The 12,950-nt window shown below is 53.6% G+C and carries 15 protein-coding genes and 1 tRNA gene; 2 read left to right on the top strand and 14 right to left on the bottom strand.

All coding sequences use genetic code 11. The features are described from left to right. Window positions 1-63: 63 nt before the first annotated feature. From ABF287_RS01565 to ABF287_RS01510, 12 genes are all read right to left on the bottom strand, one after another. Window positions 64-140, bottom strand: a tRNA-Arg gene (locus ABF287_RS01565). Window positions 141-209: 69 nt separating this feature from the next. Continuing rightward, window positions 210-1,427 carry a cysteine desulfurase gene (locus ABF287_RS01560; protein WP_347183268.1) on the bottom strand — a complete coding sequence of 406 codons (1,218 nt, stop codon included), beginning with the start codon at window positions 1,425-1,427 and terminating at the stop codon, window positions 210-212. Further along, window positions 1,420-1,917: a YIP1 family protein gene (locus ABF287_RS01555; protein WP_347183267.1), complete on the bottom strand. Its 498-nt coding sequence runs from the start codon at window positions 1,915-1,917 to the stop codon at window positions 1,420-1,422. The genes ABF287_RS01560 and ABF287_RS01555 overlap by 8 nt, the downstream gene beginning before the upstream one ends. Before the next feature lie 5 nt (window positions 1,918-1,922). Then, window positions 1,923-3,218: a Fe-S cluster assembly protein SufD gene (gene sufD / locus ABF287_RS01550; protein WP_347183266.1), complete on the bottom strand. Its 1,296-nt coding sequence runs from the start codon at window positions 3,216-3,218 to the stop codon at window positions 1,923-1,925. Next, window positions 3,218-3,979, bottom strand: a complete 762-nt coding sequence (sufC, locus tag ABF287_RS01545; RefSeq protein WP_347183265.1) for a Fe-S cluster assembly ATPase SufC — start codon at window positions 3,977-3,979, stop codon at window positions 3,218-3,220. The genes sufD and sufC overlap by 1 nt, the downstream gene beginning before the upstream one ends. A gap of 175 nt (window positions 3,980-4,154) precedes the next feature. Beyond that, window positions 4,155-4,361 (bottom strand): hypothetical protein, encoded by a 207-nt coding sequence (locus ABF287_RS01540; RefSeq protein ID WP_347183264.1) that lies wholly within the window; start codon window positions 4,359-4,361, stop codon window positions 4,155-4,157. Window positions 4,362-4,375: 14 nt separating this feature from the next. Then, complete coding sequence (locus ABF287_RS01535) at window positions 4,376-4,996, bottom strand: hypothetical protein (protein WP_347183263.1); 621 nt, start codon at window positions 4,994-4,996, stop codon at window positions 4,376-4,378. 4 nt (window positions 4,997-5,000) lie between these two features. Beyond that, on the bottom strand, window positions 5,001-5,312 hold the full coding sequence (locus ABF287_RS01530; protein WP_347183262.1) for a heavy metal-binding domain-containing protein: 312 nt from the start codon (window positions 5,310-5,312) through the stop codon (window positions 5,001-5,003). Further along, window positions 5,309-5,560 (bottom strand): hypothetical protein, encoded by a 252-nt coding sequence (locus ABF287_RS01525; RefSeq protein WP_347183261.1) that lies wholly within the window; start codon window positions 5,558-5,560, stop codon window positions 5,309-5,311. The genes ABF287_RS01530 and ABF287_RS01525 overlap by 4 nt, the downstream gene beginning before the upstream one ends. Next, a complete protein-coding gene (gene sufB, locus ABF287_RS01520; protein WP_347183260.1) occupies window positions 5,561-7,096 on the bottom strand; it encodes a Fe-S cluster assembly protein SufB in 1,536 nt (511 codons plus the stop codon). 84 nt (window positions 7,097-7,180) lie between these two features. Then, the gene (locus ABF287_RS01515; protein ID WP_347183259.1) at window positions 7,181-8,233 is read right to left on the bottom strand and encodes a cysteine desulfurase family protein; all 1,053 of its coding nucleotides are present in this window, start codon (window positions 8,231-8,233) and stop codon (window positions 7,181-7,183) included. A 3-nt stretch (window positions 8,234-8,236) separates the two neighbouring features. Continuing rightward, window positions 8,237-8,728, bottom strand: a complete 492-nt coding sequence (locus tag ABF287_RS01510) for an Rrf2 family transcriptional regulator (RefSeq protein ID WP_347183258.1) — start codon at window positions 8,726-8,728, stop codon at window positions 8,237-8,239. 335 nt (window positions 8,729-9,063) lie between these two features. On the opposite strand from ABF287_RS01510, the gene ABF287_RS01505 reads away from it, so the two are divergent. Both ABF287_RS01505 and ABF287_RS01500 read left to right on the top strand, forming a co-directional pair. Beyond that, on the top strand, window positions 9,064-9,717 hold the full coding sequence (locus tag ABF287_RS01505; protein ID WP_347183257.1) for an alpha/beta hydrolase: 654 nt from the start codon (window positions 9,064-9,066) through the stop codon (window positions 9,715-9,717). Between the two features lie 99 nt (window positions 9,718-9,816). Beyond that, on the top strand, window positions 9,817-11,016 hold the full coding sequence (locus ABF287_RS01500) for an HD domain-containing protein (RefSeq protein ID WP_347183256.1): 1,200 nt from the start codon (window positions 9,817-9,819) through the stop codon (window positions 11,014-11,016). A gap of 28 nt (window positions 11,017-11,044) precedes the next feature. On the opposite strand, the gene ABF287_RS01495 is transcribed toward ABF287_RS01500, so the two are convergent. Together ABF287_RS01495 and ABF287_RS01490 are read right to left on the bottom strand one after the other, a co-directional pair. Beyond that, complete coding sequence (locus ABF287_RS01495) at window positions 11,045-11,470, bottom strand: PaaI family thioesterase (protein WP_347183255.1); 426 nt, start codon at window positions 11,468-11,470, stop codon at window positions 11,045-11,047. A 3-nt stretch (window positions 11,471-11,473) separates the two neighbouring features. Next, window positions 11,474-12,949 carry a carboxypeptidase M32 gene (locus ABF287_RS01490; protein ID WP_347183254.1) on the bottom strand — a complete coding sequence of 492 codons (1,476 nt, stop codon included), beginning with the start codon at window positions 12,947-12,949 and terminating at the stop codon, window positions 11,474-11,476. Between the last annotated feature and the right edge of the window lies 1 nt (window position 12,950).

The following is a 12,950-nucleotide window of genomic DNA, read 5'->3' as shown; positions in this document are numbered from 1 at the left end:
TCCATCAACTTAAAAGAGCGACAGATGCACATCTGGCATACTGCTCGTAATATCAAGGGATTGTGGCGCACCTAAGAGGATTCGAACCTCTGGCCTCTGCCTTCGGAGGGCAGCGCTCTATCCAGCTGAGCTATAGGTGCATTGAGGCTCGGTATAGGCCATGGGTTTGAGGGGTGCAAATGGTTTTCGCGCCCCTCAGGCATTGTCTTTTAAGCAAACAGATCGTGACACAACTCAAGCGCTGAGACCAATGTGTCGACGTCCTCTTTGGTGTTGTACATCGCGAAAGATGCGCGGCAGGTGGCAGTCACGCCCAAGTGCTCCATCAATGGCATTGCGCAATGCGCACCAGCCCGTACAGCAACGCCGCGCTTGTCCAGCACCGTCGACAAATCATGCGCATGGGCACCAGCCATCGTGAACGAGAAAATCGCGCCCTTATCTGGCGCTGTGCCTTGAACCTGCAACCAATTGAGGCTTTGCAGCTTCTCGCTCGCGTATGTGGCAATCTCGGCTTCATGCTTTGCGACATTGTCCATGCCAACGTTCATCAACCAGTCCAAAGCCACGCCCATTCCGATGGTTTGCACGATGCCAGGCGTGCCGGCCTCGAACTTCATCGGTGGTTTGTTGTAAGTCACAGTGTCCCGTCCAACAACGTCGATCATATCGCCACCGCCCATGAAAGGGCGCATCTCGGCTTGGCGATCAGGGTGCACGTAAATCGCCCCTGAACCCGAGGGACCATAAAGTTTATGACCGGTGATAGGATAGAAATCACAGCCCAAATCTTGGACATCAACAGGACCGTGTACAGCCCCCTGAGATCCGTCGATCAAGCTGGCAATGCCGCGTTCGCGTGCGGCGTGGCAAATGGCTTTCACATCAACGCGTGTGCCGGTGACGTTTGACATCTGCGTCACAGAAACCAGCTTGGTTTTTGGCCCCATCGCGTCAATCACGGCTTGCGCATCTAAGCTGCCATCAGGGGCACATTCGACCCACTTGATCACAACCCCCATACGCTCGCGCAGAAAATGCCATGGAACGATGTTGGCGTGATGCTCCAAAACGGAAATCAGAATTTCGTCACCAGCCTGAAGGCGTGGCATGGCCCAACTGTAAGCGATCAAATTGATGCCTTCGGTCGTGCCAGAGGTAAAGATGATGTCATCTTCATGAGGCGCGTTCAAAAACGTCTTTACGATATCGCGCACGCCTTCGTATTTGTCCGTCGCAAGGTTGGACAAAAAGTGCAAACCACGGTGAACATTAGAATATTCTTCTGAATAGGCCTGTGTGACCGCATCAATTACAACCTGTGGCTTTTGCGCGGACGCCCCGCTGTCGAGATAGGTCAAAGGCTTGCCATTGACCTGCCGCGACAGAATGGGGAACTGCGCGCGAATGGCGTTTACATCATACATCAGAGACCTCTTTGGGAAAGGCGACTTCGATCAGCCCCAAACTCCAGAACACCACAAAAGTTGCGAAAGCGATAAGGCCGATGATGGTCACGCCAGCCCCTGCCCCCAAAAATCCCACCATCATGCCGTACAACAGCCACAGTGGGGATGCCGCCAAAAGCGGCCAGAACGTCGCCATGCGCGTCTCATATGCAGACTGTTTGCCGCCCACCAGACGCAACACGAAATGTAGGAACATTGCCAAAGCGTAAAGCACAAGCGGCATGATAAAGACCCATGCCAAAAGTGCGCCTCCGACCATCATTTCCAACTCTTTGCCCTGCTCAAAAGCTTCGCGAGACAAACGCGGCCACTGCGCCACAAAGATCAAACTGCACGCCAACACAACCGTGATCAGCGCGCTGCCTTCGTTGACCACAGGCCCAATGCGATGGCGCAACACCGCACGCGGGGCGCGGTAGTTGCGTAAGATATCAGAGACGACGCCCATAGCGCTTATCCTTTACGGCGCGCAAGCCACGCTTCGAGACGTTCCAAAACGTCACCCGCAATGTCTTCGCGTTCGATTTCTTCGATGGCTTCCGCCAAAAACGCCAACGTTAGCAAATCGGTGGCCTCAACTGTCGGAACACCGCGAGACTTAAGATAGAACAAGGCTTCTTCGTCGATCGCACCCGTGGTGGACCCATGTGAACAGGCAACGTCATCGGCGTAAATCTCAAGCTCAGGCTTGGCCAAGAACTGACTGTCATCATCCAGCAAAAGTGCTTGCGAAATCTGATAGCCATCGGTTTTCTGCGCGCCGTCTTTGACCAAGATTTTGCCTTGGAAAACGCCTGTCGCGCCATTGCGCAAAACCTTTTTAAAGACCTGACGGGATTCACAACGTTCGGCATCATGCGTGATAAAGACGGTGTCATCATGCAGGAACTCACCGTCGCCCATGCAAACACCGCCAACATGCGCTTGTGAATCGTCGCCCAAAAGTTCGATCACGACTTCGTTGCGCGTCAAAATGCCGTTTGCAGTCATTGTGAACGACTTGAACAAGCTTTCGCTGCCAAGACGGGCAAAAATATGCGTGGCCGCACGGCGTTCGTGGTCACGACCTTGCGCGCGAATGTGGTGGAACGACGCGCCATCAGCGACGTCTACTTCCAAGACTTTGTTGAACCGCGCCGCTGCTGGACCATTTTCCAACAACGTCACTTCGCCACCTGTTTCGATCTTAACGAGGTGGTGCAAGATAGCGTCGGAAGTTTCATTTTCATGGATGTAGACCAAGGAAACAGGCTTTTCGACTTTGCCCGTCACATGGATCACGACACCATCGGTTGCAAAGGCTGTGTTCAGCGCCGCCAAAGGCCGCTCTACTGGGGACTGTCCGGCCTGCTCCAAAACGCCGTATGCATCTTTGGCCCAGTGAATATCTGAGTTCAGCGCGTCGGAAAGCATTGAAATTTCAAGGCCTTCACCTGCGAAATCATCAGATGCGTCTGCGTCAAAAACACCATCCACAAAGACGATCTTCAAGCGGTCGATGCCGTCGAAAAATGGTTTTTCTTGCGGATCAAACACTTCAGCTTTGGTTGGCGCGAGCGCCGTCAAAGTGCTTGGATCTGTCCATTTCCAATATTCGTCGCGTTTGGTTGGCAGGCCCATTTCAAGGCTGCGCGCCAATGCATTTTCACGCAACTGGGTCGCCCAAGCGGCCCCTGTTGGGATCGCAACTCCGCTCAGACGCGTGGCCGCATCGTCGCGTTTGCGTTGTTTCAATTGTGCGCGTGTCATTATGCCTCTCCCTGCTCCGCAAGAAGATCAGTGTAGCCGTTGTGCTCGACTTCCAAGGCCAACTCAGGACCACCGGTTTTGATGATACGGCCGTTGGACATGATGTGCACAACGTCAGGTTTGATGTGGTCCAAAAGGCGTTGGTAGTGCGTGATCACGACGAATGACCGTTTGCCATCGCGCAGCGCATTCACGCCTTCCGCAACAAGTTTCATCGCATCAACATCAAGACCAGAGTCGGTTTCATCCAAGATGCAAACCTTTGGCTCAAGCATCGCCATTTGCAAAATCTCGTTACGCTTTTTCTCACCACCAGAAAAGCCAACGTTAACCGGACGTTTCAGCATGTCCGCGTCGATTTTGAGTGTCTTTGCTTTCGCGCGAACGATCTTCAGGAACTCACCCGCAGTCAATTCAGGTTCGCCGCGCAGTTTACGCTGTGAATTCACCGCAGTGCGCAAGAATGTCATGTTGCCCACCCCTGGGATTTCAACAGGGTATTGGAACGCCAAGAAAAGGCCCGCAGCCGCGCGCTCTTCTGGTTCCATTTCGAACAGATCTTCGCCGTCCAAAGTTGCAGAGCCTTCGGTCACTTCGTAACCATCGCGGCCAGACAAAACGTAAGATGTCGTGGACTTACCAGAGCCGTTCGGGCCCATGATCGCGTGGACTTTTCCAGGTTCGACAACCAGATCCACACCTTTGAGGATTTGCTTCTCTTCTTCTTCAAGTTTGACGTGTAGGTTTTTGATTTCTAACATTTTATTATCCTTGGTCTGGAATGGTCGGCGCGCATGATGTCCATTCGACAGACGCCTGTGTGCGGTTTAGAGGAATGCGAACTTTGGTGCGACTTATGTCGTTCACCGCCGCTGCGGAAGACGAAAGGCGACAGCAATGCTCCGCCTCAATTGGTGTATGGTTTAGAGGTGTCATTTAGCCCGTCACCACTTTCAATATGACGGCGATGGCCCATGCAAGCATCGAGGCCAGAAACGCCGTCGCGAAAACTGAATTGCGGAAAAGGCCGTCACGGTTGCCTTTGTTGGCGCGAATGCTCAGGCCAATGACCACACCGATGAAAACACCGATGGCGATGCCAGAAGATTTCAAAGCTAGAACAGACAACAGTTCAGGAGTCATGTGGAGCACTCACTTCAATTAGGTCTGCTAAATGCGGTCACCACATCAAGCAAACGAGCTGGGTCGATCTGGGTCGGATCGAGTTGAAATTTCACCATGCGCCCTTGGGTTTCGACAATGGGGGCAAAGCTTTCGCAAATCTGGTATTTGTCTTCGCGCCCAACATAGTCGTCAAACAACACAGTTGTGGGCTTGGATATAGAAAACAAAGTGGCAAGAAAACAGCCAACACGGAAGCGGCCGTCAATCAAAACAAGGTCCGGCGCAACAAAGTCCTCACGTTGCCAAACAGCCAATGAGTAACGTGGAAAACGGTGCCACTGACGATGCGAAACTGGATGTCCCCAGTCCTTCGTCTTACCTATATATTCGTGATGGATGCGTACGTCTGCCACAGGGGGATGATCCACGAACCAAGCTTGAATTGCATCAACCCAAGACTTCGAACTTTCGACAGAGAACACTGTTTTGCCGGCCATTTCTGATGCCATGGCAGTCGATCCCCCGACGCCATACTCCAAAATATTGGTGGCTAGATCATAATGATCACGCACCCACAGAGCGACCTCATGCGGAAAGGTCACCTCTGGTCCCTCAGGCGGGAAAGTATGTTGGGAATGAAGGGCGTGGGTCATCAGACTATCCGAGCTTCACGGCCGTGCCAGACGCGGACACCATCAACATGTTATTGATGACTTCGTAATCCAGATCGACGCCAACAATTGCATCTGCGCCAAGACTGTACGCACGAGACTGCATCTCTGACAGAGCCGTTTCGCGCGCATCGCCGAGTTTTTTCTCGTAGGAGCCCGACCGACCACCGATGATGTCTGTCACCTGCGCAAAGATATCACGCACCAAGTTTGCCCCCATGATGGCTTCGCCAGTGACGATACCGAGGTAGGATACGATGTTTTGACCCTCAACAGATGGTGTGGTGGTGATAATCATTTTGTCACGTCCTCAACAAATTTCTCATCACGGCGGTATTGCAAAAAGGCGAAAGCAAACTGGATAACAAAGAACATCGCAGCAAAGCTGAGCGCTTTTTGCAAGAATGCGTCGTTGGCGCGTTCAAGATACCCCAATTCAGATACAGGGTTCACCGCAGGCTCGACAAAAGCAAAGATCAGCCCCGCGAAAAGCGAGACCATCCAAGCCAGCCGAAATCGTCTGCTTTTGATGAACCCAGCCATCATTTAGCCCACGGAGCCTTCAAGGGAAATGGCAACTAAAGCCTGAGCTTCCATCGCAAATTCCATCGGCAGAGCTTGCAACACGTCCTTACAGAACCCGTTCACAACCAAGGCCACGGCCTCTTCTTCGCCCATGCCACGTGCACGGCAGTAGAACAGTTGATCGTCGTCCACTTTTGATGTGGTCGCTTCGTGTTCAACGCGGGATGAGTTGTTGCGCACCTCGATGTAAGGCACTGTGTGGGCGCCACAATTTGAACCGATCAGCAAGCTGTCACACTGTGTGTAGTTGCGGCTGTCTTTGGCTCGTGGGTGCATCGTCACCTGACCGCGATAGGTGTTTTGCGCCTTGCCTGCAGAGATACCTTTGGACACGATCCGCGACTTGGTGTTTTTGCCAAGGTGGATCATTTTCGTGCCAGTGTCAGCCTGCTGCATGTTGTTCGCGATCGCGATAGAATAGAACTCGCCCTGAGAGTCATCACCGCGCAAAATGCAGGACGGGTATTTCCACGTCACAGCAGAGCCCGTTTCAACTTGGGTCCACATCACTTTGGAACGCGCGCCACGACAATCGGCACGTTTGGTCACAAAGTTGTAGATGCCGCCCTTGCCGTTTTCATCGCCAGGGAACCAGTTTTGCACGGTCGAGTATTTGACCTCAGAATCTTCGAGCAAAACGATCTCAACCACAGCCGCGTGCAATTGCGCGATATCACGTTGTGGCGCAGTACAGCCTTCGAGGTATGACACGTAGGATTTTTCATCCGCGATGATCAACGTGCGTTCGAACTGACCCGTGTTTTCCGCGTTGATGCGGAAATATGTGGACAGCTCCATTGGGCAGCGTGTGTTTGGCGGAATGTAGACAAAAGACCCGTCCGAAAACACAGCTGAGTTGAGCGTCGCGTAGTAGTTGTCAGACACAGGCACAACGGTGCCCAAGTACTTTTTGACCAGCTCAGGGTGATTTTTGATCGCCTCAGAGATGGAACAGAAAATCACGCCCGCTTCCGCAAGCTCTTTTTGGAATGTTGTGCCAACAGAAACAGAGTCAAACACCGCATCCACAGCAACCTTGCGTTCGCCGTCGGCTGGAGTTTCACCCGCACCTTCAACACCGGCCAAAATCGCCTGCTCTTTCAAAGAAATGCCGAGCTTTTCGTAGGTTGCCAAAAGCTTTGGATCCACATCGTCCAATGACTTTGGTTTCTCTTCCATCGATTTAGGACGCGCATAGTAGTACTGGTCCTGAAAATCGATCTCGGGGTACTCAACCATCGCCCAATCAGGCTCTTCCAAGGTCAACCAACGGCGGTATGCCTCAAGACGCCAGTCCAGCATCCACTGAGGTTCCTCGTTCTTTTCAGAAATCAAGCGCACGATATCTTCGGACAGGCCCTTGGGCGCATATTCCATTTCAATATCAGTGTCCCAGCCGTATTTGTAGGTGCCAGCAAGAGCCTGCACCGCATCGACGGTGTCCTGTTCAACGCCGTCTTTAACTTGGACTTTGTCTTTTACCGATGTGTCATCCATGCGGATCATTCCTTTGTGTGCGTCTTTTCGAGCTCTTGCGGCCCATATGTCTTTGTTCAAACCCTGTGCTGGGCTCATGTATCACTAAGCTGCGCGCTGTTTCCAGCGGGCATAAGCGGAAAGCCACGCTTTGGCAAACCGTTCGATGTCTTCTGTCGTCGTCTCGGGGCCCAAAGACACCCGCATCGCGCAGGATGCTTCCAAATCGGAGTACCCCATCGCGCGCAGAACGCGACTTGATTTCACTTTTCCACTGGAACAGGCCGATCCCGCGGAGACCGCAAAGCCAGCCAAATCCATCTGCATCACTTGCGTCTCACCCTTCCACTGCGGCGTGATCACACTCAGCGTATTGGGCAAACGTTTGACGCCTTTCCCAACTGATATGATGCCAGCGGCGCCATCTTCAAGGCGCATTTGCAACAGATCACGGCGTTCCGCAATTTGATCCCAAATACCGTCAGAAATCAGTTTAGCACTGGCCTCGGCGGCAGCACCAAATCCAACGATCCCAAGCAGGTTTTCAGTCCCTGAGCGGCGTCCCATCTCTTGACCGCCCCCCAAAATCTGCGCGTTCACATCCAGACCTTGTTTCAGCACCAAAGCGCCAACACCTTTTGGACCGCCAATCTTATGCGCAGAAATCAGCGCCATGTCGCAGCCCATCCAATTGAAAGCGACAGGCAGCTTTCCAAAGCCTTGCGTCGCATCAACCACCGCCAAACGTTCGGGCAAGGTCTGCACAATGCCGGTCTCAGAATTGGCAAGTTGAAGCGCCGTTGTCGCAGGATCTGAACAGGTGACAGCGCCCTGCGCATCAACTGCCAAATCCGTATCACACCACGATGACACCGCCTCGTGTTCCACATCTGCGCAATGCATATCGCGCCCCGCCAAAGCCAATGCGGCGGCTTCGGTGGCACCTGACGTAAACACAATATCAGCAGAGCTCGCGCCAAACGCATCAGACACCTGCGCGCGGGCCTTTTCGATCAAGCCCTTCGCAATCCGCCCTTCGCCATGCACAGACGACGGATTGCCGACCACATCCATTGCCGCAATCATCGCAGCGCGTGCGGCGTCAGACAGCGGGGCTGTTGCGTTGTAATCCAAATAAGTGCGAGACGCGCGGGCCATACTCTATGCAGATCCCACTTCAGCTTCTTCCAACTTGCTGTCGTCAACAACTTCCACAAAGTTGGGCACAGCCGGACAAGGACGCAAACCGTTATCTGTGATGTCGGACAGGCGTGTTTGGTGCAAGAACACGTAAACATGCGCAGACAGACCTTCCCACAAACGGTTGGTCACAGATTGCGCACGACTGCCAGAGACACCACCAGAGGCCCCTGCCCCTGTATGCATCGCAGACACGGTTTCATCGACCGCTTCCAAAATGTCAGACACGCGAATGTCAGATGGCGACTTGGCCAACTTATAACCACCACCAGGACCACGCACAGAAATCACCAATTCAGCGCGTCGCAATTTGACAAACAGCTGCTCAAGGTATGGCAATGAAATGTCTTGGCGTTTGGAAATCTCGGACAAAGACAGCAAAGCACCTTCGTTTTGAAGCGCGAGATCAGCCAAAGCGACCATTGCGTAACGGCCTTTTGTCGATAACTTCATCTGTCGATCTCCTGTTCAAGGGCGCCGCGAGTCACTTCTGAGACGTTGCAGCCCCGCGTGTTGCCCGATGTTTCGGTTGTTTCCCGCATGAAACGGGCAATTTATATGCAAAAACATTGACGTTAGCGCTTCGGAGCCTTAACTCCAATGCAACTCGAACGCCCTGTTGAGCAGTTAATTTAGAACGGTTCTAAAGTTCCTGATCTAATTCGTCAACTATAGACGGACATGTGGCGTAAAACGAGCGCAAATCGACACCCCAAAACGGGAGTTCGGCCAGCGCCACACATGTGGCATCCAAAGCTGTCAGGACCCCTCAGGAGACAGGGACCTCAATGCCCGAAGTGATTTTTCCCGGCCCAGAAGGCCGCCTCGAAGGCCGCTACCACCCACAACGCGCCAAAGACGCCCCTATTGCGATCATCTTGCACCCGCACCCTCAGTTCGGCGGCACGATGAACAACAAAGTCGTCTACAACATGCACTACGCCTTCCACAAAATGGGCTTCACTGTGTTGCGGTTTAACTTTCGCGGTGTTGGGCGTTCTCAAGGCGAATACGATCAAGGTATTGGTGAGCTGTCTGATGCGGCATGTGCGCTGGATTACTTGCAGTCTTTGAACCCGAACGCGAAACATTGCTGGGTCGCTGGCTTTAGCTTTGGCGCGTGGATCGGCATGCAGCTTTTGATGCGTCGCCCAGAAATCTCTGGCTTTATTTCTGCGTCACCGCCCGCAAACATGTATGATTTTTCATTCTTGGCCCCATGCCCATCGTCCGGTTTGATCATCAACGGCACCGCCGACCGCGTGGCACCACCAAAAGACACCCATGCGCTTGTGAACAAATTGCACGAGCAAAAAGGCATCACCATCACGCACACAGAGCTTGAAGGTGCTGGCCACTTCTTTGAAGACCACCACATGGATGACATGATCGGCCACGTCGACACCTACGTGCGTCGTCGTTTGACAGAGAACACGCGCTAGAGGCCACGGCCGTTTTGTGCCACACGACATTCCAAAGGCGGCGGGTCAAATCGCCGCCTTTGCGCATTTTATCTCAGCCTTTGCTAAAGGACCCATCCGTTGAACATTTCCGCACCTGACTTGGCTCCGACACAAGACAACACACGTTTGAATGCGCAATTCGCCTTTTTGCTCGAGGCGGACAAGCTCAAAACCGTGGAGCGCGCCAATCAAGTCATGGACCGTGCACGATTTGAAAATTCAGCGGAACATTCATGGCACGCGGCCCTATTGGCCGTACTCTGTGCACCGATGGCGAGCGTAGATGTCGATATGGCCCGCGTGGTTGAAATGCTGATCCTGCACGACATTGTCGAAATTGATGCAGGCGATCATCCAATCCATATCATGCATAATCCGCAAGACATCGCAGATGTCGAAGCCGCCGCTGCCACGCGTATCTATGGGCTTTTGCCTGACGATTTGCGCGTGAAATATCTTGAGACGTGGCAAGAGTTCGAAGCCATGCAAACCCCAACAGCACGCTTTGCCAAATCGATCGATTTCTTGGCGCCCGCGCTGCAATGCCTTGGCGCGCCCGTGCAGTTGGCAGAAGAACGCGACATCGTTGAACGCAATCTGTTTGAGGGCCGCGCGTCCAAAATCAAAGACCTGCTGCCAGACCTCTATGAATTCGCACTGGCCCTGTTTGAAGGCCGCGAGACAGATCCTGTGATGGATCAACGCTATGCCTTTTGGTGCGAGGCGGACCGCCTGAAAGCCGTGTTGCGTGCCACACCGATCTTGGATGGGACGCGGCCTGAAAATTCCGGCGAACATTCGTGGCATGTGATGCTCTACGCCTTGACCCTGACCGATCAGGCAAAAGACCCCATCGATATGTCCCGCGCCATTACAATGATGATGCTACACGATATTGTTGAAGTGGATGCGGGCGACAACCCGATCCACGGCACGGTGACACCTGAAGCGCAAAAGGCGCAGGAACTGGCCGAGATCAAAGCCGCTGACAGATTGTTCGGACTTTTGCCTACCGATCAAGGCGTTTCGCTGCGCAGCATTTGGGAAGAATTCGAAGCCGCAACAACGCCAACTGCGCTCTACGCCAAATCAATCGACCGCGCGCAACCCGTGCTGCACAACTTGGCCAATGATGGCGGATCGTGGCGCACCTATGATGTCAAACTGCATCAGCTGGACAGTCGTGTGGGCGACAAAATCACCCGCGGCTGCCCTGCCCTTTGGCCGTTCATTCGCGCACGTTTGGAACATTGGTTTGTGGCAGCTGATGCGCTGTAATCAATCGCGATTTCGTCAGCCGCGCCTATCAGTCGCGTTTTGGCGGGATCGCATAGGTCATTGACGCCTGCGCCAAAACTTTGTCGCTGCCAGGATTACGCATCAACACCTGCCCAACGGCCAAAGTCCGCCCCAATTTGTGAACAGTGCATTCGCCCAAAACGGGCTTCGCCCCATCAGGTTTGCGCATAAAATCAATCGACGCATTGGTTGTCACAGCCATTGCCACAGGGCCAAGCCGCGCGAGAATCGCAAAAAAGAACCCAACATCGGCCAACATAAACAAGCTCGGGCCAGACACAGTCCCGCCCAAACGTATGTGGTGCTGCTCTGGGGTCAGTCGCAAGGTGACACTTTGCTCTGTCACCTCTTCGATGCTCAAAGCGGCCCCCACCGGACCAAACTCCTTGCTCAGATAGTCCTGAAGCGCAGCTTTATCCATCACGTTTGTCATGGATTAAAGCCCGTAAATATCGCTGAACTTTTCTTCGAGATAGTCGAGCAAAGGCACTTCGTTCGGCGCGAATCCGCAGGCATGCACGATGGTGTCATGTGGTGTGCGCAAGCCGCCGTATTGCTGCAAGTTCTCGCGCAGCCATGTGGTGGCAGGCGATGTGTCGCCCTGCGCCAATGCAGCATCTATCCCTGACACATCTTTGCGCATCGCTTTGTTCAAACAACCCGCATAGACATTGCCCAACGAATAAGTCGGGAAATAGCCAAACAGGCCCACAGGCCAATGCACGTCTTGCAAACAGCCGTTAGACACCTTGTCGACCTTGACGCCAAAATCAGCCTCAAACCTCGCATTCCACGCTTCAGGCAGGTCTTTGATCTCTAGGGCGCCGGATATGATTTGCTGTTCCAAATCAAAACGCAAAAGCACATGTAAGTTGTACTGAATTTCATCGCTCTCGGTGCGAATATACCCTTGGGTGACGCGGTTCACGGCCGCATAGAACCCTTCGGCGCTGTCGATGCCGAAATCGCCAAAGCTTTCGCGCATCTTGCCGTAAAGGTATTCGGTATAAGCGCGTGAACGACCCAATTGGTTCTCGTAAATTCGCGATTGGCTTTCATGCACGCCCATGGAAACACCCGCGCCAAGCGGCGTGAACAGATGCGCATCATCGATGCCAAGTTCGTAGCAGGCATGGCCAACTTCGTGAATCGTGGAATATAGGCAATTGAACGGATCATCTTCAGAGGTGCGCGTCGTGATCCGCGAATCCGTGCCTGAGCCACTTGAAAACGGGTGCACAGCCTTGTCGATACGGCCCCGATTGAAATCATAGCCAAAGCTTTTCGCGACCTCATGGGTCAGCGCCATTTGCGCCGCTTCGTCGAATGTGCCGCTGACGCCCTTGGGCTGATCCGCGCCCAAAACTTTGTCGCGCAATACTGTCAAGCGCGGGCGCAATGCGCCAAACATTGCCGACAGCTCTGCAGCAGATGAGCCAGGTTCATAGTCTTGCAACATCGCATCATAAAGTTCGCCACCATCCGCCAGCGCGGACGCTTCTTCGCGCTTCAAGGCCACGACCTGTTCGAATGTGGGGGCAAAATGCGCGAAATCATCATTGGCGCGCGCCTCAGCCCAAATGCCTTGCGACATAGACGTGACCTTGGCAACTTCCGCAGCCAGTGCAGCAGGCACTTTGGTGTTGCGCGCATACGACCGCTTTATGTGACGCAGGTTGGCCGCTTGCACAGCGTCCAGTCCGCCCTCATCAATCGCCGCAAGCCAGTCCCCGACGCGCGGATCCGTGCGACGTGCGTGCAAAACGGTTTCCATCGCAGAAAGCTCTTCGCCGCGCTGTGCAGCCGCCCCTTCTGGCATAATTGTCTCTTGGTCCCATCCCAATCGACCCGCCACAGACGACAACGCTTCGGTGTTTTTTTGAAACACCATCAGATCCGAATAAGCGCTCATA

The organism is Pacificibacter sp. (assembly GCF_039769035.1).
Taxonomy (GTDB): domain Bacteria; phylum Pseudomonadota; class Alphaproteobacteria; order Rhodobacterales; family Rhodobacteraceae; genus Celeribacter.
This window is presented reverse-complemented; position numbering and strand designations above follow the sequence as displayed.

Bases quoted from the DNA above. Each gene is read 5' to 3' on its own strand.
- ABF287_RS01560 (WP_347183268.1), bottom strand. From the start codon at position 1,427: ATGTATGATGTAAACGCCATTCGCGCGCAGTTCCCCATTCTGTCGCGG.
- ABF287_RS01555 (WP_347183267.1), bottom strand. From the start codon at position 1,917: ATGGGCGTCGTCTCTGATATCTTACGCAACTACCGCGCCCCGCGTGCG.
- sufD (WP_347183266.1), bottom strand. From the start codon at position 3,218: ATGACACGCGCACAATTGAAACAACGCAAACGCGACGATGCGGCCACG.
- sufC (WP_347183265.1), bottom strand. From the start codon at position 3,979: ATGTTAGAAATCAAAAACCTACACGTCAAACTTGAAGAAGAAGAGAAG.
- ABF287_RS01540 (WP_347183264.1), bottom strand. From the start codon at position 4,361: ATGACTCCTGAACTGTTGTCTGTTCTAGCTTTGAAATCTTCTGGCATC.
- ABF287_RS01535 (WP_347183263.1), bottom strand. From the start codon at position 4,996: ATGACCCACGCCCTTCATTCCCAACATACTTTCCCGCCTGAGGGACCA.
- ABF287_RS01530 (WP_347183262.1), bottom strand. From the start codon at position 5,312: ATGATTATCACCACCACACCATCTGTTGAGGGTCAAAACATCGTATCC.
- ABF287_RS01525 (WP_347183261.1), bottom strand. From the start codon at position 5,560: ATGATGGCTGGGTTCATCAAAAGCAGACGATTTCGGCTGGCTTGGATG.
- sufB (WP_347183260.1), bottom strand. From the start codon at position 7,096: ATGGATGACACATCGGTAAAAGACAAAGTCCAAGTTAAAGACGGCGTT.
- ABF287_RS01515 (WP_347183259.1), bottom strand. From the start codon at position 8,233: ATGGCCCGCGCGTCTCGCACTTATTTGGATTACAACGCAACAGCCCCG.
- ABF287_RS01510 (WP_347183258.1), bottom strand. From the start codon at position 8,728: ATGAAGTTATCGACAAAAGGCCGTTACGCAATGGTCGCTTTGGCTGAT.
- ABF287_RS01505 (WP_347183257.1), top strand. From the start codon at position 9,064: ATGCCCGAAGTGATTTTTCCCGGCCCAGAAGGCCGCCTCGAAGGCCGC.
- ABF287_RS01495 (WP_347183255.1), bottom strand. From the start codon at position 11,470: ATGACAAACGTGATGGATAAAGCTGCGCTTCAGGACTATCTGAGCAAG.
- ABF287_RS01490 (WP_347183254.1), bottom strand. From the start codon at position 12,949: ATGAGCGCTTATTCGGATCTGATGGTGTTTCAAAAAAACACCGAAGCG.